This is a genomic window from Kibdelosporangium banguiense (assembly GCF_017876405.1).
Classification (GTDB): domain Bacteria; phylum Actinomycetota; class Actinomycetes; order Mycobacteriales; family Pseudonocardiaceae; genus Kibdelosporangium; species Kibdelosporangium banguiense.
The window spans coordinates 7,074,598-7,095,882 of the sequence record NZ_JAGINW010000001.1; the positions used below are offsets into that span (position 1 = coordinate 7,074,598).

18 protein-coding genes are annotated in these 21,285 nt (G+C 67.2%); 9 read left to right on the top strand and 9 right to left on the bottom strand.

Going from position 1 to position 21,285, the window contains the following annotated elements; all coding sequences use genetic code 11:
* Nucleotide 1: 1 nt before the first annotated feature.
* Complete coding sequence (locus JOF56_RS32810) at nt 2-394, bottom strand: TIGR03618 family F420-dependent PPOX class oxidoreductase (RefSeq protein WP_307855362.1); 393 nt, start codon at nt 392-394, stop codon at nt 2-4.
* Between the two features lie 243 nt (nt 395-637).
* On the opposite strand from JOF56_RS32810, the gene JOF56_RS32815 reads away from it, so the two are divergent.
* Complete coding sequence (locus tag JOF56_RS32815; protein ID WP_209643321.1) at nt 638-1,624, top strand: ArsR/SmtB family transcription factor; 987 nt, start codon at nt 638-640, stop codon at nt 1,622-1,624.
* Here JOF56_RS32815 and JOF56_RS32820 read toward each other — a convergent pair.
* From JOF56_RS32820 to JOF56_RS32830, 3 genes are all read right to left on the bottom strand, one after another.
* Nucleotides 1,551-1,988, bottom strand: coding sequence for a helix-turn-helix transcriptional regulator (locus tag JOF56_RS32820; RefSeq protein WP_209643322.1), 438 nt, complete (start codon nt 1,986-1,988; stop codon nt 1,551-1,553). The two genes, JOF56_RS32815 and JOF56_RS32820, sit on opposite strands and share 74 nt — an antisense overlap.
* 137 nt (nt 1,989-2,125) lie before the next feature.
* Nucleotides 2,126-5,749: a tetratricopeptide repeat protein gene (locus JOF56_RS60265; protein ID WP_209643323.1), complete on the bottom strand. Its 3,624-nt coding sequence runs from the start codon at nt 5,747-5,749 to the stop codon at nt 2,126-2,128.
* A 19-nt stretch (nt 5,750-5,768) separates the two neighbouring features.
* The gene (locus JOF56_RS32830; RefSeq protein WP_209643324.1) at nt 5,769-6,608 is read right to left on the bottom strand and encodes a helix-turn-helix domain-containing protein; all 840 of its coding nucleotides are present in this window, start codon (nt 6,606-6,608) and stop codon (nt 5,769-5,771) included.
* 35 nt (nt 6,609-6,643) lie between these two features.
* Between JOF56_RS32830 and JOF56_RS32835 the strand changes: the two genes are divergently transcribed.
* Complete coding sequence (locus tag JOF56_RS32835) at nt 6,644-7,585, top strand: LysR family transcriptional regulator (protein WP_209643325.1); 942 nt, start codon at nt 6,644-6,646, stop codon at nt 7,583-7,585.
* A gap of 4 nt (nt 7,586-7,589) precedes the next feature.
* Here JOF56_RS32835 and JOF56_RS32840 read toward each other — a convergent pair whose 3' ends face one another.
* The gene (locus JOF56_RS32840; protein WP_209643326.1) at nt 7,590-8,153 is read right to left on the bottom strand and encodes a dihydrofolate reductase family protein; all 564 of its coding nucleotides are present in this window, start codon (nt 8,151-8,153) and stop codon (nt 7,590-7,592) included.
* A gap of 79 nt (nt 8,154-8,232) precedes the next feature.
* Here JOF56_RS32840 and JOF56_RS32845 point away from each other — a divergent pair, with 79 nt between their 5' ends.
* Entirely contained in the window at nt 8,233-8,844 is a 612-nt protein-coding gene (locus JOF56_RS32845) for a TetR/AcrR family transcriptional regulator (RefSeq protein WP_209643327.1), read from the top strand.
* Here JOF56_RS32845 and JOF56_RS32850 read toward each other — a convergent pair.
* On the bottom strand, nt 8,791-9,069 hold the full coding sequence (locus JOF56_RS32850) for a DUF2277 domain-containing protein (RefSeq protein WP_209643328.1): 279 nt from the start codon (nt 9,067-9,069) through the stop codon (nt 8,791-8,793). The two genes, JOF56_RS32845 and JOF56_RS32850, sit on opposite strands and share 54 nt — an antisense overlap.
* A gap of 47 nt (nt 9,070-9,116) precedes the next feature.
* Here JOF56_RS32850 and JOF56_RS32855 point away from each other — a divergent pair, with 47 nt between their 5' ends.
* Genes JOF56_RS32855 through JOF56_RS32870 form a run of 4 tightly spaced genes read left to right on the top strand, consistent with a single transcriptional unit; the run spans nt 9,117 to nt 13,135 of the window.
* On the top strand, nt 9,117-10,427 hold the full coding sequence (locus tag JOF56_RS32855) for a TIGR01777 family oxidoreductase (RefSeq protein WP_209643329.1): 1,311 nt from the start codon (nt 9,117-9,119) through the stop codon (nt 10,425-10,427).
* Between the two features lie 20 nt (nt 10,428-10,447).
* A complete protein-coding gene (locus JOF56_RS32860) occupies nt 10,448-11,203 on the top strand; it encodes a PIG-L family deacetylase (RefSeq protein ID WP_209643330.1) in 756 nt (251 codons plus the stop codon).
* A gap of 28 nt (nt 11,204-11,231) precedes the next feature.
* Entirely contained in the window at nt 11,232-12,605 is a 1,374-nt protein-coding gene (locus JOF56_RS32865) for an NADP-dependent succinic semialdehyde dehydrogenase (protein WP_209643331.1), read from the top strand.
* Nucleotides 12,606-12,616: 11 nt separating this feature from the next.
* Nucleotides 12,617-13,135 carry a hypothetical protein gene (locus JOF56_RS32870; RefSeq protein WP_209643332.1) on the top strand — a complete coding sequence of 173 codons (519 nt, stop codon included), beginning with the start codon at nt 12,617-12,619 and terminating at the stop codon, nt 13,133-13,135.
* A 52-nt stretch (nt 13,136-13,187) separates the two neighbouring features.
* Here the strand turns inward: JOF56_RS32870 and JOF56_RS32875 are convergent, their stop codons facing one another.
* The 3 genes from JOF56_RS32875 to JOF56_RS32885 all read right to left on the bottom strand — a co-directional run bounded on the left by JOF56_RS32875 (nt 13,188) and on the right by JOF56_RS32885 (nt 18,776).
* A complete protein-coding gene (locus JOF56_RS32875) occupies nt 13,188-14,114 on the bottom strand; it encodes a hypothetical protein (RefSeq protein ID WP_209643333.1) in 927 nt (308 codons plus the stop codon).
* A 144-nt stretch (nt 14,115-14,258) separates the two neighbouring features.
* Entirely contained in the window at nt 14,259-15,623 is a 1,365-nt protein-coding gene (locus JOF56_RS32880) for an SDR family NAD(P)-dependent oxidoreductase (protein ID WP_209643334.1), read from the bottom strand.
* 111 nt (nt 15,624-15,734) lie between these two features.
* Nucleotides 15,735-18,776, bottom strand: coding sequence for an AfsR/SARP family transcriptional regulator (locus JOF56_RS32885; protein WP_209643335.1), 3,042 nt, complete (start codon nt 18,774-18,776; stop codon nt 15,735-15,737).
* 153 nt (nt 18,777-18,929) lie between these two features.
* On the opposite strand from JOF56_RS32885, the gene JOF56_RS32890 reads away from it, so the two are divergent.
* Nucleotides 18,930-20,249 carry a hypothetical protein gene (locus JOF56_RS32890; RefSeq protein ID WP_209643336.1) on the top strand — a complete coding sequence of 440 codons (1,320 nt, stop codon included), beginning with the start codon at nt 18,930-18,932 and terminating at the stop codon, nt 20,247-20,249.
* A gap of 107 nt (nt 20,250-20,356) precedes the next feature.
* The gene (locus tag JOF56_RS32895) at nt 20,357-21,280 is read left to right on the top strand and encodes a DUF8832 domain-containing protein (protein ID WP_209643337.1); all 924 of its coding nucleotides are present in this window, start codon (nt 20,357-20,359) and stop codon (nt 21,278-21,280) included.
* The last annotated feature ends 5 nt before the right edge of the window (nt 21,281-21,285 follow it).

Sequence of the window (21,285 nt, forward strand, 5' to 3'; positions counted from 1 at the left end):
CTTAGGTGACCGAGCCGAGCGCCTTCTTGATCCGGATCTCCACGACGACTCGTTTGGGGTTCTCGCGCGGGACGCGATACCTGTCCGCGTAGCGGCGTTCGGCGTCACGGACGGACGCTGTGTCCTCGCGGAGGACGGCGATGCCTTCGAGAGTGGACCAGCGGGCGCCGTCCACCTGGCACACCGCGGCGGGCAGGCCCGCTTGTCCAGCGGCGCGGACCCGCCGGGCCTTGGCCGAGTCACCCGAGGTGATCACGCGCACGACGCCCGCTTCCGGGTCAAGAGTGGCCCCGACGGGCACCACATGCGGGGTCCCGTCGGGGCGGATGGTTGTGAGGGTGCACAGATGCCGTTCCTGCCAGAAGGCCGTGCGGGCGTCGCCGAGATCGATCACGCTGTGACGATACGGAATCACTCCGACGAGGGTGACGACCCGATGGCCCGTTCGAGCAACTCCATGGCGAGGGTGCCGATCAGCAGCAGTGGCGGGACCACGAGTGCTATCCACATGGGTGCGTCCTCCGGGCGTTGAAGGGGGCGAACGCGAGCAGGACTACCCGGATCGGGCGAATTGCACACGTTGACAATGGCGCTCAGTGGATATTCCGGCACCGGCGTTCCTGGATACCGTGATCATGTGCTGCGCATCCATTTCACGACAGCGGCCGATCTGTGGAACGTCCGGATCAGGCAGGAACCGCATCCGCTGTGGGAGGTTCTGCTCAGCCTGCACATGCTGCAGACCGACCAGGGGGCGGTGCTGTTCGACGGGTGGCGCCGCCGGTCGCGGGCGGTGCTCAAGCCTTCCGTGCACATGCTGACCAGACTGGCCAGGCCGAAAGGATATTCGCCGGACTTCCTGACCCCGGCCGACGACAGCACCGACCTGGAGACCGGGCTGGAGGTCCTGCAGGCCACCGGGCGTGCCCAGCTGCGCACAGACATGGAACTGCTGGCCGCCGAGACCGCGCTGCCGGGGTGGGTGGTCGGCCTGGCCAACGGGGAGGCCGACGTGATGCGCAGGCTCGCCGACGGCATCCGGGAGTATCACGCGGCCGTTCTGCAACCGCATTGGCAGGCAATTCGGTCGCATATCCGGGCCGACCGCAACAAGCGCGCCGAACTGATTGTGGACGGCGGCATGGAAAATCTGCTGAAAAAACTCCATCCGGCGATAACCTGGAACGCGCCGGTGCTGGAAGTGGATTATCCCGCTGACCAGGATGTATATCTCGACGGCCGTGGACTGACGCTGGTGCCGTCCTTCTTCTGCTGGCAGAAGCCGATCACGCTGGTGGATCAAGGTATGCAGCCGATGCTGGTGTACCCGGCCGAGCGCACCCTCGGCTGGAGCGGCGTGGCCGACGACATGACCACCGCGCCGCGGCCGGGCTCGCTGGTCGCCCTGCTCGGCCGGACCAGGGCCGCGGTGCTGCGGACCATCGCCGACACGCCGTGCCTGAACACCTCCGAGGTCGCCCGGATGACCGGGATCTCCCTGGCCGGCGCCTCGCAGCACACCACTGTGCTGCGAGAGGCCGGTCTGGTGATCACCCAGCGGCACCAGGGCTCGGCAATGCACAAGCTGTCCGCACGAGGCGCGACACTGCTGGATCGCAGGTGACGCTTTGATCGCGGGCGACACGCAGCGTCTGCACGGGAGTGCAGCCGTACTGCTTGCGGTACTGCGCGGCGAACCGGCCCAGATGGGTGAATCCCCACCTCATCGCCACGTCGCTGACGGTCCCGTCAGCATGCCCGTAGGCGATCCGGACCAGGTCCTGGTGTACCCGGTCGAGCCGGACCTTCAGCAGGTGCTTCAACGGTGTCATTCTCAGATGCGTGCGGAACGCGCGCTGCAACGACCGCACGCCTGTGTGCACGGCCAATGCGATGTCCTCCGTCGAAATCGGTTCACCGGCGTGTTGCTCACAGAAATCCAACGCGCGTTGAACCGTCGACGGAAGCGGACTCGTCGATGACGACATAACAACCCCCCGGTGTTACCTGCGGCCGTGCCATCGGACCCGGCTGCTGTCGTTGAAAAGTGATACCGACCCGTGGTTACTGCTTGGCAACAGCACGGTTTCAGCACCTCTGACCAGCGAGGGAAGGGGTGTCGCGGCTACATGCCGATGTGCGCCCGCCAACGGCCGACCTCGTCGTCGAAGGCCTGGACGAAGGCTTGCCGTTGCTGGGGGCTGAGGTTGGCGAGCACCTCCAGGACGTCGTCCCGCTCGCCGATCGCCGGATCCGGTTGTGAGTCCAATGTAGATAGAGCGGCACGGATTTCCTCCTGGTAGGCCAGGAGCCTGTCGTCGTACCGGCCCAGCACCAAGGGCTGGACCAGCCACACAAGCACAGCCGACGCCGCGACGTACCGGCGCTGGGCTCGCTGGACCAGGTAGGTGTTCTCCAGCCCGAGGATCAGCCCTTCCAGGTCACCGAGCCGGGCGTGGTGCTGGTTGCCGATCCGCAACAGCTCGATCGCCTCGTCGTAACGCTTCTCCAGCAGTGCGTTGTAGCCACGGTTCAGGGCGTGCTCCGCGACACCCCTCTGCCCGCCCTGATTTGCTTCTGCCGTCGCCGGGCAGGCGGCTATGACCAGGCTGTCCAGACGCGCGGCGTCGCCGGTTCGGCCTCGCTGGTGGAGTGCGGCCGCCAGCTCGAAGTACTCCAGGGTCGCTTCGTGGTCCCGGACCTTGGCCGGCAGGGCGGCATACCGGTGACTGACTTCCACCGCTTCGGTGAGAGCCGCCTCTTCGCCGACCTGGCCGGCCGCTTTCAGGACGTCGGCGTGGACACGCAGTGCTCGCAGCAACCTCTTGCCGTAGGCAGGCAAGGCCTGGCCGGCCAGCCGCCGGAAGCCGGACACACTGTCGCTGGACGAGGCGAGCGCCTCGTCGTGCCGCTCCATCCGGGAGAGCGCCACGGCCCGCATCAACAGTGACGCGCACGTCGCCGGGCCTGTGTCGTCCAGGCCGCGGCGGATCGCTATCGAGTCATCGAGCAACGACAGCGCACGGTCACCGTCCTTCATGAGCACGTGTGTTGCGAGGCTGTGCAGGAACCCGGCGAGCCACTGGTCAGGCGGGTGCGTCTGGCCGAACCGCTCGTACAGCTCACGCGCTGTGGAAAACAGTTCATCGGCCTCGCCGGCCCGATCGAGTGCATTGAGGTCGATCGCCTGATTCACCAGCCCGTTGGCGTAACTGCTCCAGCCTTCGCCTGTTCGGGCGTCGTACAACCGCCTCAGGCTCTCGACCGCTTCGGCTGAAGCCGACAGCGCCTCGTCGTGCGCACCGACAAACGTGAGGAGGTAACTGAGATGGGTCAAGGCGGACGCGAGCTGCAGCTGATGACCGTCCGGGTCCCGCCGGGTGTCGCGGCGCCGGATGGCAACGGCTTCGCGTGCGATTCGCAGGGCTTCCTGCGTGCGGCCCAACGCGAGCAGGGTGTCGGACAGAGTCTGTGGGCCCTCGGTGTCATGGCTGCCGTCGGACTCCGCGAAACCGGCCCGGCGCAGGTCCAGGGCCTCGCGCTGCAGCAGCAACGCTCCTTCGAAGTCGTCGAGTTTGAAACGGATCCGCCCAGCGAGGTCCACGGCTCGCAGGAAGGTCACGCCGTGCGCGGCGGCGTTCGCGGCCAGCAGAGCCCGAGCGCCGCGGACTGCCTCATCGGCCTCTGGCCAGGCCTGCGCGTGCTGCCCGGACCTGCTGAGCATGCGCGCGAGGTCGGTGCGAACTCGTACCAGCTCCGGCAGGTGGGCGGTCGGCTCTGCCGCGGTGAGCTCGGCGAATATCCCGGTTGACCGGCGCAGCAGCGCGATCGCCGCTTCCGGTTCGTTCAGGCCGCGGCGCGCGATGCCCTCGTTCCACAGCGCCAAGGCCAGCTGATCGGGAGCCTCCGGGTTCTTGGCAAGGATCTCCGCGGCCTGGTGAGCGGCAGCGGAGGCCTCCGCGTGACGTTTCGCGCGATTGAGGTCGTAGGCAAGATTGCTCAGCGTCACGGCGTAAGGCGTCGTGAACGTTTCCGGTACCGTCTCCGCGATCAATCTCGCGATCTCCACGGCCTGCTCTGTGGCCTGTAAAGCCTGCTCACCTCTGTGCAGGTCGGACAGCCGGAAACCGAGGTTGTTCAAGGCGACGCCGAGGTGCGGGAACGCCCGCGGCCCGGCCTCGCGGAACAGATCTACCGCTTGCTCGGCATGGCTCAGCGCGTCGTGGGCCTCGCCCGCGTCGGCGAGGCGGATGCTCAGCTTGAGATGCAGGTCTGCCTTGCTGATCGGATCGTCTGTCTGCTGAAGCTGGTGCCCGATGACCCGGTCGACGACAGTCGCGATGGCCGGGTCGAGCTCAATGTGCCGTCCTGCGGGGAAATGCTCCGCCATCCGGGTCAGCAGATCGATCGGTGCGTACCCGGCCACCGCGATCACCGGGCCCGCGCCGATCCGGCTGGACAGATCAGGATGTTCGGTCAGCATGGGGATGACGTGGCCGTCGCGAACCCGGGGCCAACGCTTGGCGATCTCAGCCATGGTCGTCCACACGGCCTGGCGCCGGTCTTCCTGCTCATCGAGCAACAGAGTCCTGGCCAGATGCGAGGCAGCGACATCCCCGATCAGCTGAGCGGCGACAAAATCCTCCCCAAGCCGATCAGGCTGCATAGGCCGCAGCACAAGCTTTGTCGCGGAATCGGGTGGATAGCAGGCCGAGTGCGCGTCGATCAGGTCGGTCGCCGACGGTACGGAGTCCGCGAGCCCGAGGGACTGCAGCAGTGAGAGAGCCTCGGTGTAGTCCGACTCACCCGCAAGAGTGGCGACGGTGACAACGCGAGCCATGGTCTGCGGCGTGATCTTCACGTGCCCGGCGTCGGCAAGTTTGGCCCAGTGCGCGTACTCGCGGTCGCGCAGATAAGCCGACAGCTCACCCGGGTCCGCCGGTGGCTCCGCACCCCGGGCGGCGGCGTCCACTCGCACCAAAGCCGCCATGAGCACGGTCAAAGCCGACTCATACACCGGATTCTCCAGCGATCCCACCGGTTCCAGGTCATCCGAGCCCTGCAACTCCCGTATCCGGGCAAATCGCCGCACAGCGTCCTGGAACAGCAGCCTCCGCTGCTCAAGATCATCCGGCCCAAGCTCTTTCACCGAAAGCGTGTACCCCTCATCAGCAAGGGATTGCCGCAACCCGGCCCACCACGGCCCAACCGTGCGAGCGAGCAGCAGAACACGAACCCCCTCCACCGGAAGTTCCTCGCACAACAGCCGTTCCAGCGCCGACCTCGGCCAACGATCCGCATAGTCCACCAGAACCAGCAACTGCCCATCAGCCGGCACAGGCTCCGCCGCGCGCCGACGACCGCGGCCGTACTGAGCCGTGACCACGTTCGCCCCACACTGCTCGGCAAACCGCGACACAAGCCTCGTCTTGCCATACCCACCAAGGGCATGCACGACATGAACCGCACGCGCAGCCGGACCGTCCAGCCACTCCGCCAACTCGGCCAGCTCCCCGGCCCGGCCGACAAAGTCGATCACGGCATTACGAGCAGCCAGCCACTCACTGGGCGGCACCGCCCGCAACCGATCGTCCGCCGGCCGCCCAGCCGGAGCAAACGCCCCCACGACATACGGCGGCAGATCAAAGTACTGGTCCCCACCGAAATGCACCCCACCCTCAACCGTGCCGGCCAGCACCGCGTTACCCGACACAGTGCCACTGACAACATTCGTCACAGGCTCGGTCACCAGGACAGTGTCCCTCAGGTCACGCTCTCGACAGTGTCACCTGGGCTGTGAGGGTGGTGAGGGCTTCGGCTGTGGTTGTGTCGGCGGGGAGGTAGGCGATGAGGCGGCGGTCCTCGGGGCTGGCCGGGTGGAGGCTTTCGAAGGCCAGGGTGAGGTTGCCTGCGGTGGGGTGGGACCAGCGTTCGGTGCCTGTCGGGGAGGGCAGGGCGCCGGAGGAGGCGAAGCGGCGGGTGAATTCGGCGCCGACGGTGATGGAGAGTTCCTCGGCGAGGAATGCTGCTGCGTAGTTGCCCAGGTCGGCGGCGCTGCGGATGGAGGCGGCGCGGTCGTCGGCGATGCGGTCCCAGTCGCGGAACACTGTCCGGGCTCTGGGGTTGGTGAAGGCGTAACGGACGATGTTGGGATTGTTGTCGTCCAGGAGGCCGACAGGGGCCACGAGTTGCCGGTAGCCGACGGTGTACGCGAGCACGTCGCCTGCCGCGTTGACGATGAGTGCGGGGCTGGGTTCGAGGCGGTCGAGCAGTGCCCGCAAGGTGGGGCGTAGCGGCTCCGGTGGTGCGGATGCCTGGGCGCATGTTCCGCTTGTTCCGGCTTTGACCAGGCGATACAGGTGTACGCGTTCGTCTGCGGACAGTTGCAGGGCGTCGGCAAGGGCACCGAGGACCTGGCCTGAGGGGTGGCGGTCGCGTCCTCGTTCGAGGCGGGTCAGGTATTCCACGCTGATGCCTGCGAGCTCGGCCAGTTCGCCTCGGCGCAGGCCCGGCGTGCGGCGCCGGGATCCGGTGGGCAAACCGGCTTGGGCTGGGGTGATGGACTCCCGCCTGGCACGCACGAACCCACCCAGAGCGTTGTCGGCCATGAACCGGAGTCTATGGCCACCCTAAGATCCCGGTCATGGAATTGGAGGTCCGGCATCTGCGAGCGATCTGCACCATCGCGGAGACCGGCAGCCTCACCCGGGCGGCCGCCGCCCTGCAACAGACCCAGCCGGGGCTCAGCGCGCAGCTGCGCCGGATCGAGTCCATGCTGGGCGGGCAGCTGTTCGAACGCAGGAAACACGGCGTCGTGCTGACGTCGTTCGGTGAGCTCATCGTTTCGCGCGCGCAGGCGGTCCTGCCGACTGTGGACGAACTGATGAATACGCTTGCCTTGCGGCCCAACGGTTTGGCCCACCGGTTGCGTATCGGCGCGGTCTCGGGCCCGTTGCTGGCCGGTCTGGTCACCGCGATCCGGCGGCACTATCCCGAAGCGGACCTCACCACCCGTGGCCACGCTGCCTCGGAGCCGCTGATCGACGACATCGCGGCGGGCCGGTTGGAGGCCGCGCTGGTCGGCGAGAACCCTGGCTATCAGCTGTCGCGACCGGCCGGCGTGCTGCTGCGGACCATTGTGGACGAACCGGTCTTCGCGTTGCTGCCTGCCACGCATCCGTTGGCCGTCAAGGACGAGGTGACGCTCGCCGAGTTGGTCGAGGAGGACTGGGCGACGCCGAGCCCGCAGGACCGCACCCCCGAATACTGGATGCGGGTCCTGCTCGATACCGGTCGCCTGCCTCGCGTCCGCTACGAGGCCGAAGGGCGGATGCTCGCCGAACTCGTCCGGCACGGCCACGCGATCAGTCTCTGCCAGGCCACTTTCGTCGAGACGCCCGGCCTCGCGGTCCGGGCGATCGCCGGCGATCCCCTGTGGTTCCGGCACATGCTGGCCTGGCACCAGGACGGCCCGCTGGCCGCCCACGGCGAGACCCTCGCCCAGGATCTGGCCAAGTTCTATATCGACGCGTTCGTCCCCAACGACGCCTACCGCCGGTGGCGGGCCCGTCGCAACCAAGGCTGACCGTTCATTTCCGGGAGTACCAGGTGACGAACACGCCGCAGTCAAACGATTCCCGTTCGGCCGGGGTGAATCCGGTCGGCTGGAAATCGCCGTCGATCATGGGGATGCCGGCTCCCGCGATCACCGGGTAGCTCTTGATGATCAGTTGGTCGATCTCCGGCAGCAGCTCACCGGCGAGTTTCCCGCCGCCGCACAGGTAGATGTCCAGGCCGTCCTGCTGCTTGAGCTCACGGACCAGTCCGATCGGGTCGCTGCGCACCAGGGTGATCGCCGGGTCGGCCTGCTCCAGCGTGCTCGACACGACGTACTGCTTGAGATGCGCGTACGGGTTGGTGACGGCAGTGTCGATCTCGTAGGTGCCCCGGCCCATCAGCACGGTGTCGAACGTCTTGTTCGGGGCGTCCTGCACGCCGAGCATGGCCCGGATGTGGGTCGGGATGGTCTCCGGGAAGCGCTGGCCCATCCAGGCCGCGTACGCGTCGTCACCAGGGTAGAAGTCGTACTCGCCGCCCGGTCCGGCGATGTATCCGTCCAGGGAGACGGCGATGTAGTAGACAAGCTTTCGCATAAGAACCCCTCGATGAAGTACTCTGTTTGAAGTGGTTTGACCATAGTACTTCACTTGAAGTGGTGTCAACGGAGGTTTGATGCGTCAGAACCCAGCTCGTCGTGCCGCGCTGCTCGACGCGGCCATCGAGGTCCTGGCCCACGAAGGCTCACGTGGGCTGACGTTGCGGGCGGTCGACAAAGCGGCGGGCGTGCCGACGGGCACCGCGTCCAACTACTTCAGCAACCGCGACGAGCTGCTGACACAAGCAGGTGCGCGCGTCTATGAACGGCTGATTCCAGATGACGTCACCATCGAGGAACAGATGTCCGGTGTGCAGGACCTGGACAAGTTCGTCGAGCTCATGCGCGAGACCGTGAAACGGGTGTCAGGCTTCCGCACGGGCTATCTCGCCATGCTGGAACTACGCCTGGAAGCGACCAGGCGGCCGGAGTTGCGCGCCGTGCTGACCAAGCGGATCCGCGCGGACATGGACGCCAACGTCGAACGGCACATACAGGCGGGACTGCCCGGCGACGCCGTGTCGGTGCAGCTGTTGCAACTGGCCCTGAGCTGGCTGATCCTCGAACAGCTGACCCTGCCGGACATCCTCAGCGAGCAGGAACGGGATCACCTCGTCGCCGAGGCAGTCAGGCGCCTAGCCTTTGGCGGCCTTGGCCGCGATCCGAGCCTGAACCTCGGGACGCCGTAGCGGCGGCACGGTCGTCGGTGGCTGACGCCGCGGCGGCAATGCGTCGAGCAGACGAGTGGTCGTGGCCGTCACCTCGGCCACAGCGGCCTCGAAAGCCTCACGCGTGCTGTCCGACACAGACTGCACGCCACTGATTTTGCGTACGTACTGCCGTGCGGCCGCCTCGATCTCCGCGGGCGTCGCGACCGGCTCGAGGCCACGAAGTGTGGTTATGTTCCGGCACATGGCCGCCAGCATACGGCGATCATCACGACCCGGAGGATTGAAGGCCGATGGGACTGGTCTACTCGAGCGTGGTCGACGCGCCGCAGGACGAGGTCTTCGCCTGGCACGGCCGTCCAGGCGCGTTCGTCAGGCTGAGCCCGCCGTGGCAGCCGGTTCGCATCGCGCAGGAGGCCGGCTCGCTGGAGGACGGCCAGGCTGTGCTGGCGTTGCCCGGGGGTTTGCGGTGGGTCGCGCAGCATCAGAAGGACGGATTCAACCCGCCTGACGTGTTCGTCGATCAGATCGCGCCGCCGTTGTCGTCGTTCTGGCGCCATACGCATGAGTTCGCGGCCGAAGGCCCGGGGCGGACGCGGATCACCGATCGGGTCGACACGCTTGTGCCTGCGTGGGCGTTGCGCGAGATGTTCGCCTTCCGGCACCGGCAGCTGGCCGACGATTTGGCTGTGCACCAGCGGATGAGCGCCGCGCCAATGACAGTCGCGGTCACGGGTTCGCGTGGCTTTGTCGGCACGGCGCTCACGGCATTGCTGACGACCGGCGGGCACACCGTGATCCGCCTTGTCCGACGCACACCACGCGCGGCTGACGAACGGCTTTGGAACCCGGCCGATCCCGCCGCCGATCTGCTCGACGGGGTGGACGCCGTGATCCATCTGGCCGGGGCCTCGATCGCCGGACGGTTCAGCGACCAGCACAAAGCCGAGATCCGGGCGAGCCGGATCGGCCCGACCCGGCGGCTGGCGGAGCTCGCCGCGGGGGCTCGGTTGAGATGTTTCGTGACCGCCTCCGCGATCGGTTACTACGGCGCCGACCGCGGTGAAGAGGTACTCACAGAGAACAGCCCACCAGGCCACGGATTCCTCGCCAGTGTCGTCGCAGACTGGGAAAATGCCGCGTCTGGCGCCGATCTGCGGGTGGTTTGTGTGCGTACCGGGATTGTGCAGAGTCCGCGGGGTGGTGTGCTGCGATTGCTGTATCCGCTGTTCTTCGCGGGACTGGGCGGCAGGCTCGGCGATGGAACCCAGTGGACTTCGTGGATCGGGATCGACGATCTGTGTGACATCTACCTGCGTGCGCTCGTGGACGAGCAGTTGTCGGGGCCGGTCAACGCCGTAAGCCCGCAGCCGGTCCGCAACATTGACTACACCCAGACTCTGGCGCGGGTGTTGCGGCGGCCCGCGTTACTGCCTGTGCCGTCAGTTGGTCCGAAGGTGCTGCTCGGCGCGCAGGGCGCGAGCGAGCTCGCCCTGGCCGACCAGCGGGTTGTGCCGGATCTGCTGGCGGCGCGCGGGCACCAGTTCCGGCATCCAACTGTGGAACAGGCGTTGCGGCACATCCTGGGGCGTTCCGGAGGATGATCGTCTTGTAGGGTCTGGGTATGGCGACGATGGTCACCTTTCACGCGCATCCGGACGACGAGTGCATCACCTGCGGTGGCGTGATGCGTAAGGCTTACGAGGACGGCCATCGCGTTGTCCTGGTCGTGGCCACCAAAGGCGAGCTCGGCGAAGTGCCCGAGTCCCTGGACGAACCGCTCTGGCAACTGCGAGTCCGGGAAACCCATGCCTCGGCCGAGATCCTGGGCGCGGCACGCGTGGAGTTCCTGGGGTACACCGATTCCGGCATGATGGGCGATTCGTCCAACCAGACGCCCGGGAACTTCTGGACGGCCTCGATCGAGGAAGCCGCACAACGGCTTGCGGCGATCCTGGCGGAAGAGAACGCGGACGTCCTGACCATCTACGACGACCACGGCACATACGGGCACCCGGACCACATCCAGGTGCACCGCGTGGGCAAGCGCGCCGCCGAGATCGCCGGGACCCCACGTGTCTATCAGCAGACCGCGAACCGGACAGTGGCCCAGGCAGCCGAAAACCCGCCGCCCGTCGTGATGGACCCCAACTTCGGCAGCCCCGCCGAGAAGATCACCGCCGCCGTGGACGTCACCAAGTTCGCCTACGCCAAGCGGCAGGCAATGCGCGCGCACGCCAGCCAGATCAGCGAGGACTCGTACTTTTTGGGCATGCCGGACGAAGTGTTCGAGGTCGCCTTCGGCACAGAGTGGTTCATCCGGGACGGCCAAGGCCCCGGGATCACCGAAACAGACCTGATGGAGGGTCTCGACGTTTGACCCACCCGCGACGAGGTAACCGGGCTGCATGGCCATTGCCACGATCAACCCGGCGACTGGGCAGACCGTCGACACATTCAAGGCGTTCGCCCCAGCCGAAATCGACGCCCGGATAGCCCGGGCTGCGGAGGCGTTCACGGAGTACCGGCGGACAACATTCGCGCAACGCGCGGAATGGATGCGAGCGGCGGCGGGCAAAGTGGACGCGGCGAGCGACGAGATCGCCAAGATCATGACGCTCGAAATGGGCAAACCCATCAAGCAGGCCGCGGCCGAAGCAGCCAAATGTGCCGCGGCGATGAGGTTCTATGCCGACAACGCCGAGAAATTCCTTGCTGACACGCAGTTCGATCCGCAATCCGTGTCGGCGGGCAAGGCCTACATCCGGTGGCAGCCGATCGGGCCGGTGCTCGCGATCATGCCGTGGAACTTCCCGTTCTGGCAGGTTGTCCGGTTCGCCGCGCCCGCGTTGATGGCCGGGAACGTGTGCCTGCTCAAGCACGCGTCCAACGTGCCGAAAACCGCGCTGCGCCTGCAGGACGTGTTCCTCGACGCGGGTTTCCCGCCGGACGCGTTCCAGACACTGCTGGTCGGATCGGATGCCATCGAGCAGATCCTCACCGACGCAAGGGTCGTCGCGGTGACACTGACCGGCAGCGAAGCCGCAGGCAGGTCGGTGGCCGCGATCGCCGGCCGCGAGATCAAGAAGTCGGTGCTGGAACTGGGCGGCAGCGACCCGTTCATCGTCATGCCCTCAGCCGACCTCGCCAAGGCAGCGGAAGTGGCGACCACCGCACGCTGTCAGAACAACGGCCAGAGCTGCATCGCGGCGAAACGGTTCATCGTGCACGCCGAAGTAATGGCGCAATTCCAGGACCTGTTCGTGGAGAACATGTCCGCATTGCGAGTCGGTGACCCGGCCGACGACCGCACTGACGTGGGCCCGCTCGCGACCGAACAAGGACGGCGTGACATCGAGGAACAGATCGAAGACGCGGTCGGCAAAGGTGCGACTGTGCTGTGCGGGGGTAAGCGTGCGGACGGCGCCGGCTGGTTCTATCACCCGACAGTGATCACAGGTATCACCCGGGAGATGCGGATGTACGGCGAAGAGGTCTTCGGGCCGGTCGCGCAGCTGTATCCGGTGGCGGACATCGAAGAGGCCATCCGGCTGGCCAACGACACCAGCTTCGGTCTCGGCTCCAACGCCTGGACCGGCGATCCTGGCGAGCAACGTCGCTTCATCTCCGAACTCGACGCCGGTCAGGTCTTCGTCAACGGCATGACCACGTCCTACCCGGCGCTGCCCTTCGGCGGGGTGAAAAGCTCCGGCTACGGCCGTGAACTCGCCGATCTGGGAATCCGCGAGTTCTGCAACGCCAAAACGGTCTGGATCGGGTAGATAATCGAGGCGTGGCCTTTGACGGATGGTTGCGCGACGGTGAAGAAGTGCAGTGGTCAGGCAAACCGGCGAGAGAAATGCCTATCGACCGGGTGGACATAGCCGGCACGCTCGTGCTTGTGCTGCTGGTGGTATTCGCGGGTGTGTGGGTCGGAATCGCGGCATACCCACCCGCGACGATGGGTGTGCTCATCTCGGCCGTTCTCTTCGCCGCGGTCATCGCGGCCCTCATCCGCCGCCGATCCAGCGCGGCAAGCTACGTGGTGACCAACTACCGAGTACTTGTCCAGACCCCCAAGGGAATCGAGGGAATCCCGCTGGAACAGCTCGCTCAGCCGACAGTGTTCGACGAGCGACGCGACGGCACTGGCAACATCAGTTTCGGCCCACCCAATCGCATCAAACAGGCGTACACGGCCCTCATCCGGGGCGCGGACACACCCCACCCGGCTATGCACCTCCTTCAGATCGAACAGGCTCGCGAGGTCGCTGACAAGCTCAAAGCAGCGCAACAACGCCGTCGCCGGTGATCGCCGGAGAGTGGCGGGTTGGCACGCCAATCCGCCACCCATCACACGGAGGTCAGTCGTTTGCCGAGTTCCAGGGGTTCGCGGGCTGGTCGTCGATCGCGACCCAGAACCGGCCGACGTCGCCCTCGGCCCACCAGCCCCAGCCGCCACCGGCGTCATGGAACTCGCCCATTCGCCAGCCCGTGCCGAACTGGCTGGCGCACAAGCCATCCGCGGCGGCGCGGGAAGTCAGCGCGGTGCCCTTGGTCGGTGGGGTGATCTTCGCCTCGCCACGGGCCCAGCCGTTGTAGTAGTCACCGGGGTCGATCCCAGGCGGTGCGGGCCTGCCGTCCTGGCGCAGGCACAACACCGGCAGCCGGGTGCCGACCGGGGTGTCACCGGAGTAGGCGTTGGTCCGGTAGTCGCTGGTGAAGTCCGTCAGGTCACGGCCCCAGTCGTGGGCACGCAACGTCCACGTCATGGCGTTGCCAGTGTTGGTGTTCCACGGGTTGGCAGGCTGGTCGTCGATCGCGGTCCACATCCGGATCGGATCGCCGAAGGCCCACCAGCCCCAGCCGCCATCGCCGTCATGGAACTCGCCCATTCGCCAGCCCGCGCCGAACTGGCTGGCGCACAAGCCATCCGCGGCGGCCCTGCTGTACAACGCATATCCAGGCACGGGTGCCGACAGCTTGGAGTTGCCGCCGGTCCAGCCGTCGTAGAAGCCAGGAGTGATCCCCGGCGGTACCGGCAGACCGGTCTTCTTGAGGCACAGCACGGGAAGCGGAACCTCGCACGGGGTGTCGCCCCGGTACGCGTCGGTGTGGGAGTCGGAGGACACCAGCGCCAGGTCACGGTCCCACAGCTTTGTCTTGACCGACCACGTCATGCCCATGCAGTCCGCGGCCTTGAGCCTGGCTTCTGCCTGCGCCGCGGCCGGGGACATCAGCATGCCGGCCAGCAGCAGGCAGGCCAAACTCGCCCAGAGTCTTCGTCTCATGATTCGCACTCCATTGCTATGGATGCCAAGGGGAATTCCCTCACATCGAACGTAATAGCGGAGAGCGACAACGCAACCACTCACCGTACGAATGCCGGTTACCCTCACGGGGGCAACAGTGCTCGGCGCACGGCGGAAGATCGGCTAGGCGTTGCTTGACTGCGGCTGCACCAGCTGGTCGGCCGAACTGATGATGTCCACTTTGTTCGGACGGCCCGGGATCCGGTTGTGCAGGACCCAGTTGGTGACTGTGGCGGCGACCTGTTCGGGTGGGGTGGGTTCCTGGCGGCCCGCTGAGCCGTCGGCCAGGGACGTGGCCATTTTGGGGGCGCGCATGATCAGGGTTGGGACGGCCCGTTTGCGGGCGAAGTCTGTGGCGTAGGTTTCGACAGCCGCCTTCGCGGCGGCGTAGTGGGTCCAGCCCGCGGGCGGGGCGGTGATCGCCGCTGAGGAGGCCAGGACCAGCCAGCCGCCTGAGTCGGCGAGGAGTTTTCCGGTCACCGCAAGGGGATTGACCGCGACCGACATGCTGGTGTGGATGAAATCGAGCTGGGCGGGCACGGCGTCCGGGTGCATGCCCAGGGCTCTGAGCGGTGGTGTGGCGATCAGGGCGACGCCGGCCAGGCCGCCTGCCTGGCGGACCGGCTCCAGCGCGGTGCTGAGCCGGCCGAGATCGGTGGCGTCGCAGTGGATCTGCCGGATTCCGGGGCCGAACTCGGCGGCCAGGCGCGAGGCGTGGCCGGTGCTGTGCCGGTACAGCACCCAGACTGTGGCGGCCTGGGTGGCCAGCGTTCCGGCGAGGGCGGCACCGAGGCCACGGCTGCCGCCGACGACGAGGATCTGTTTGCCTGCCAGTGCGTCGCCGGGCGGGAGGTAGCGGCCGACCGATGCCGTGGTCACGGGTTGGGCGGGGGTGTGTCTGAGGGCCTGGAATGTGCCCTCGGCGCCCGCGTACGTGCCGGTGACGGTGGCGCGGTCGTCGTTGACCTGGACGTGGATGCGGCTCTCCACGTGGGGGCACGCGGCCAGGGTTAACCGGGTCAACGCCCCGCGGGTGTGCATCCCGACTGCCCAGCTTGACCATGCCAGCCAGGTGAGTAAGCGGTCCGGCAGGTGGTCCGCGCGGTGTCTGCGCAGCAACGCCCGCAGCGCGACGAGATCAGGCTGGTAGTCCTCGCTCTGCAGACCACAGGCGGCAGCGGGCTCGGAGCCGATGTCGATGGTGACCGCCCGGCTGCCTTCGCACATGATCGTCAGCTGGGTGTTGCGGTCGGCCACGTGGAACTCGGTGCCGGGGAAGACCGGGCGGTGGAAACTCGCCCTGATCCGGGTCAGCCGGGCCGCCCGTTCGGCCGGCAACCGGCCTAACGCGGTGGCGACCAGCAGCGCACCGGGCACGATCGGCCGTCCGTACGGCGTGTGGTGGGCGAAGTCGGGGTCCAGGTGCAGCGGGTTGTGGTCGCGGCTCGCCGCCGCGAACGCGACAAGGTCGCTGGGCTCCAGTCGCATGGCTCAGCGTCCTTCCTGACAAGACTCCTGACAAAGGTTCTGACCACATCTAGGCGGCACAGATCAAGAGTCGTCAATCGGAGTCACTCCATCGAGCGATAAACAGCACCGCTAGAGGGACCCCAGAGCCGACGCGAGCTGTTCGGCCTCGGAGGCCTGGGCGATGTTGCCCAGCCGGATGAACAAGGTGTGCGCCTCGGTGAACGCCTCCCGGGCGGCGGCCGGGTCAGTGCCCGCGTATGCCTTGCCCAGACTGGTGAGTGCGCTCGCCAGGTAGGTGTGCCAGCCGCGGTTACGCCATAGCGTCACGGATTCCGCCAGGTGAGCGACGGCCGCGGCGTGGTTCCCCTCAGCCAGGTCGATCTCCCCGAGCAGCTCGAGGGCCTGCGCCAGATGGAAGCTCATGTTGTACTCACGGCTCAGCGCGAGCGACATCTCCACTGTGGAGCGTGCCTCGGCGTCACCCTGGTGGAAGTACAGCCGCGCCAGCGTCAGCAGCGTGAGGACCTCCACATAGGAATCCCGGTAGAGCCGGGAGAACTCCAGGGACTCGTTGAGCATCTGCCTGCTGGTCTCGAAATGCCCGAGCGTCAGGTGCCCGATACCGGCGAACTGCAGCGCGGTCGCCTCGCACCGGGGGTTGCCCAGCGTGCGGGCCTTGCTCAGCGCGCTGTCGGCGTGCTTGATCGCCACGTCGATGTCGTGGTTCTCGAAATGGGCGACCGCCAGTGCGAGGTCGGCCCGGATCTCGCCGCCGAGGTGGCCGGACTCCTCGGCCATGCGCAGCCCCTGCGTGGCCATCTCGACGGCCTGCTCGTACGAACCGGCGGCGGTGAACGCCCACGAGCACATGACGGCGGCGTCGGCCATGCCCTGCCGGTGCCCGAGCTCGGTGAACATCTGCAGCAGGCGGAAGGATTCCGCGTGCTGCCTGGCCGTCGCGTCCCGCTCCCGCCCGTCGGTGATCCAGGTGTTGACGTCGATCAGTCCACGCAGCATCACCGCTTCGCCGAGCAGGTTGCCCTGCTCTTGGCACACTGCCAGCACTTGGGCGTTGAGGGCGGCCCAGTCCGGGTACATACCGCGCAGGTCGAAGTACTTCTCCAGGCAGCCGGCCAGGTCGAAGGCCAGATCGGCCAGGCCGAGACCGCAGGCCTGACCGACCACGGCCAGCAACGCCGTGCGCTCGGCGTCGAACCAGTTGCCGGAGTCCACTTCGCCCAGTTCAGCCAGGATCTCGTTGCTCGGCGGCCGGTCGGCCGGTCCGCTGATGGACGCGTAGCACGGCCCGGGAATCCGCGCCGCCATCTGCTCGGCGAGGGCGAGCCAGCCGCCCAGGCCACGCAGTACGGCCCGCTCGCGGCTTGCCTCGCTCTCCTCGGCGGCGGCGCATTCCGAGGCGAACAGCCGCACCAGGTCGTGGAACCGGTAGCGGTACTGCCCGGCCGCGTCGGCCGCGGACACGATGAGCAGTTGGGCGTCCACCAGTGTTTCGGCGTACTCCATCGCCTCGTCCAGCGGGCATTCGAGGATCACCGAGGCCAGCCACGGCGGGAAGTCGGGCGCGTCGAACAGGCCGAGCAGCCGGAACAACCGGCGTGGCTGTCCGGCCAGGCCCCGGTAGCTCAACGCGAGTGAGGCCCGGACAGCCAGATCTCCGGCGGCCAGTTGGTCGAGACGCCGACGCTGATCAGCCAGTCTCTGCGCCAAGTGCCGCAACTGCCACGCCGGTCTCGCCGCCAGGCGTGCCCCGGCGATCCGTACTGCCAACGGCAGACCGCCGCACAGTGCCACGATGTCCGCGGCTGCTTGGCCTTCGCTGCCGACCCGGCCGTCACCGGCTATCCGGGCGAGCAGCCGGACGGCCTCGTCGGCGGGGAAGACATCCAGCTCGACCCGTTGCGCGCCTTCGATTCCGGTGAGCCGGGCGCGGCTGGTGATCACCACCCGGCAGGTCGCGGCACCCGGCAGCAACGGCCTGACCTGTTCTTCGGACGCCGCGTTGTCCAGCACGACCAGCACTTTGCGGCCGGTCAGCATCGAGCGGTACATCTCCCCGCGTTCGACGGGGTCTCCCGGGATCGCGCGGTTGGGCACGCCCAGCGAACGCAGAAACCGGGCCAGCACGTCACCGGGTTCCAGTGGCATGGTCTCCGCACCGCGCAGGTTCACCCACAGCTGGCCATCGGGGAAGTCACCGGCTACTTCGTGGGCGACACGTGCGGCGAGGGTGGTCTTGCCGATACCGCCCATGCCCACGATGCTCGAGATCACCACGATGTGATCTCCGGCCGACGTGGTCAGTTTGCCGCACAGCGTAGCCAGTTCCTCGTCCCGGCCGGTGAAGTCCGGGATCGCGGGCGGCAGAGCGGCGGGGATCACCTGGACGGGCTGTTGCGCGGGCGGCTGTTCGAGCGCGGGGTCGGCGTTGAGGATGTCAAGGTGCAGCTGCTGCAGGTCGGTCCCGGGATCGACACCCAGTTCCTCGGTGAGGCTGCTGCGGATCCGTTGGTACTGCGCCAAAGCCTCGGCCTGACGGCCGGTGCGGTAGAGCGCCGTCATCAGCTGGCCGACCGGGCGTTCGCGCAACGGGTGCGCCATGACGAACTCGGTCAGCTCAGTGATGACCTCCTCGTCCCACCCGGCATCCAGTGCGGCGGCGGCCTTTTCCTCCACGGCCGTGAGCCGGCGCTCGATCAACTGGGTGACAGCGGCCGCGATGCTGGGCGTGTGCGGCACATCCGCGAAGGGATCACCGCGCCACAATCCCAAAGCCTCGCGGTACAGCTCCGCGGCCTGCCCGGGTTCCCGTGCGGCCCTGGCTGTGCGGGCGTCGCCGACCAGTTGTTCGAACCGGTAGAGGTCGAGTTCGTCCTGCTCGACACGCAGCCGGTAGCCGGGCCGGTGGGTCAGCATCCGCTCGGAACCCGACGGCAGCGCACGCCGGAGCCTGGAGACATACCCCCGGACCAACGCCCGCGCCTCGGCCGGCGGGTCATCGCTCCACAGTTCGTCGACGAACTGCTCGGCGCTGACCAGCTGCCCGGGGCGGACCAGCAGAATCCCGCACACAGTCCGGATTCTGGGGGCTCCGAGCGCTATCAGCCTGCCTTGTTCGCGTACCTCCAACGGACCCAGGACGCTGAACTCCACCCAGTCCTCCCGACGCGCGGCTGACCGCATTGTTCCAAAGCCCACAACCTCGTGGGGGCAAGGGACCTGGTTTTGTCCACGAATCAGTCACGTTCCTGCCACGCCGTGCTGCCACGCTGCTCCTGTGGCCGCACGGACTGTTGGGGAGGCTCCGTGAAGCGCGTTCGATCGTTCTTTGCGCTGGTATGTGCGTTGCTGGTGTCGCTGCCAGGGCACGCCGAAGCGCGACGCGGGGACATCCGGTGGCCACAGCCGTCCTCCGGTCTCGCCCTGCCAGGGCAGACGGTCGCCAACATCCGGTACGCCCAGCCGGACGGTCCTGAGCTGAGGATCAGGACCTTCGACCAGCAAGTCGCCTGGCAGGCCGGGATCGCGGGGATGGTGTTCGAGGTGCGGCGGGCCGACGGCGGCGCCGGGCCGGTGACCGTGGCCGTCGAAGTGGACTATTCCGGTTTCCGGAACGCTTTCGGCGGTGATTACGCCAGCAGGCTGAATGTCGTGCGAATGCGGGATTGTGCCGGTGTCTGCGGTCCGCCCGAGCCGGTGGCCTGGCGCAACGACATCGCGGCCGGGAAGATCACCGCAGAGCTACCGGCCGGGCCAGGCGGCGCGCGATTCGCGCTGACTTCCATGCCCAGCAGCGACAACGCCCCGGCGGAGACGCAGTCCGGTTTCATCGCACGATCGTTCCGGCCGTGCGCCGAGGACCCGGGTGGTACGAACTCCGTCAAGACCGGCGACAAGTGCTGGGGCCCGGAATCCCTGCGGCGCATGGACATCGAGCTGCCCGGTCTGACCGGTGATCTTGTCTTGGACGACAAGACCGGCAGATGGTACGTGGAAAGGGCCGATGGCTGGACTGCCGAGTTGTTGCACGATGCGCAAAATGGCGACAACGACGGCGAATACTGGCAGGTGACCTCACCGCAGGGCACTCGATTCGTGTTCGGCGCCAACAAGTTGCCCGGGGGAGCGGTCACGAACTCGGCGTGGACCGTGCCCGTGTACGGCAATCACCTCGGTGAACCGTGCTGGGCCGAGTCGTTCGACGCCGCCTGGTGCCAGCAGGCGTACCGCTGGAACCTGGACCACGTGGTCGACCGGGACGGCGTGGCCATGTCGTACTTCTACGACGTCGAGATGAACCATTACGGCCGCAACAACAACGAGTTCAACGCCACGCCGTACACCCGTGCGGGGTACCTCGCCCGGATCGAGTACCTGCAGCGCTTGGCCAACGGCGTCCTGACCGAGCCCGGTGCGCGGATCATCTTCACCACCGAGGGGCGGTGTGCCACAACGACGCCCTGCCGCACGACCCGTCCCCAGGACTGGCCGGACGTCCCCTGGGACCAGGCGTGTTCCGCCGCGCCGTGCTTCGACCGGCACACCCCGGTCTTCTTCGGCAGCCGGCGGCCTGCCGAGGTCACCATGTCCGTGACCGGCGGCGGGTCCTGGACTTTCCCGGCCTGACCTTGCTTCCTAATACCCCCATGGGGTATATCTGATGTCGGCGCCACGGCGATACACCCCAATACGGGTAGGGGGTACTCTGGGTGCCGGTACCAGAAGGGATGGTCATGAACACTGCAGGGAGGCTCTCCGCCTACGGTGTCGCGCTCGCCCTGGTCGCCGGTGGCGGCTGGGTGATCGGCTCCGCTGTCGGTCCCTTTGCCGGCCAGGCCGGCCCGCCCAGCGCTGAGGCCGCCGGGCACGGGGACACTCACAGCGGCACCGTCGCGGGGACTCGGCAACTCGAGGAACCTGCGGGTCTGGCGTCGTCCAGGGGCGGTTACACCCTCACGCCCACCAGTACGACGTTCACGCCCGGAGCAGTGGCACCGTTCTCATTCAAGATCGTCAAATCCGACGGCACGGCGGTCACGGCTTTCGACGTCGAGCACGACAAGCGGATGCACCTGATCGTGGTCCGCCGCGACACCGCGGACTTCCAGCACGTTCACCCGGAAATGGCCGCGGACGGCACGTGGACCGTGCCGCTGAGGCCGGCTCAGCCGGGCAGCTACCGGGCGTTCGGGGATTTCACCCCCACCGGCGGCGAGAATGTGACGCTGGGTGTCGACCTGGCTGCTCCTGGTGACTTCCAGCCGGCGAAATATCAGCCGTCGACGGTGTCCAAGGTCGACGACTACGAGGTCACGCTTGGCGGCCGGCTGACTCCCGGCCAGTCGTCGAAGGTGACGCTGACCGTGCGCAAGGGCGGCCGCGAAGTCACCGATCTGCAGCCCTACCTGGGTGCTTACGGGCATCTGGTCGCGCTGAGGGGCGGCGACCTGGCATATCTGCACGTCCACCCGGACGAGAGCAACGCCAAGCCGGGACCGGTCATCACATTCTTCGCCGAAGTACCCTCTACGGGTACCTACCGGCTGTTCCTGGACTTTCAGCACGAAGGCAAAGTGCGTACCGCCGACTTCACTGTGAGCACGGCGGGCGCGCCGGAAACGGGTAGTACTCACGTAGATGACGGCCACGGCCGCTGATTAGG

Coding starts and splice junctions, on each gene's coding strand:
- JOF56_RS32820 (WP_209643322.1), bottom strand. CDS start 1,988: ATGTCGTCATCGACGAGTCCGCTTCCGTCGACGGTTCAACGCGCGTTG.
- JOF56_RS32830 (WP_209643324.1), bottom strand. CDS start 6,608: ATGGCCGACAACGCTCTGGGTGGGTTCGTGCGTGCCAGGCGGGAGTCC.
- JOF56_RS32835 (WP_209643325.1), top strand. CDS start 6,644: ATGGAATTGGAGGTCCGGCATCTGCGAGCGATCTGCACCATCGCGGAG.
- JOF56_RS32840 (WP_209643326.1), bottom strand. CDS start 8,153: ATGCGAAAGCTTGTCTACTACATCGCCGTCTCCCTGGACGGATACATC.
- JOF56_RS32845 (WP_209643327.1), top strand. CDS start 8,233: ATGCGTCAGAACCCAGCTCGTCGTGCCGCGCTGCTCGACGCGGCCATC.
- JOF56_RS32850 (WP_209643328.1), bottom strand. CDS start 9,069: ATGTGCCGGAACATAACCACACTTCGTGGCCTCGAGCCGGTCGCGACG.
- JOF56_RS32855 (WP_209643329.1), top strand. CDS start 9,117: ATGGGACTGGTCTACTCGAGCGTGGTCGACGCGCCGCAGGACGAGGTC.
- JOF56_RS32860 (WP_209643330.1), top strand. CDS start 10,448: ATGGCGACGATGGTCACCTTTCACGCGCATCCGGACGACGAGTGCATC.
- JOF56_RS32865 (WP_209643331.1), top strand. CDS start 11,232: ATGGCCATTGCCACGATCAACCCGGCGACTGGGCAGACCGTCGACACA.
- JOF56_RS32875 (WP_209643333.1), bottom strand. CDS start 14,114: ATGAGACGAAGACTCTGGGCGAGTTTGGCCTGCCTGCTGCTGGCCGGC.
- JOF56_RS32880 (WP_209643334.1), bottom strand. CDS start 15,623: ATGCGACTGGAGCCCAGCGACCTTGTCGCGTTCGCGGCGGCGAGCCGC.
- JOF56_RS32895 (WP_209643337.1), top strand. CDS start 20,357: ATGAACACTGCAGGGAGGCTCTCCGCCTACGGTGTCGCGCTCGCCCTG.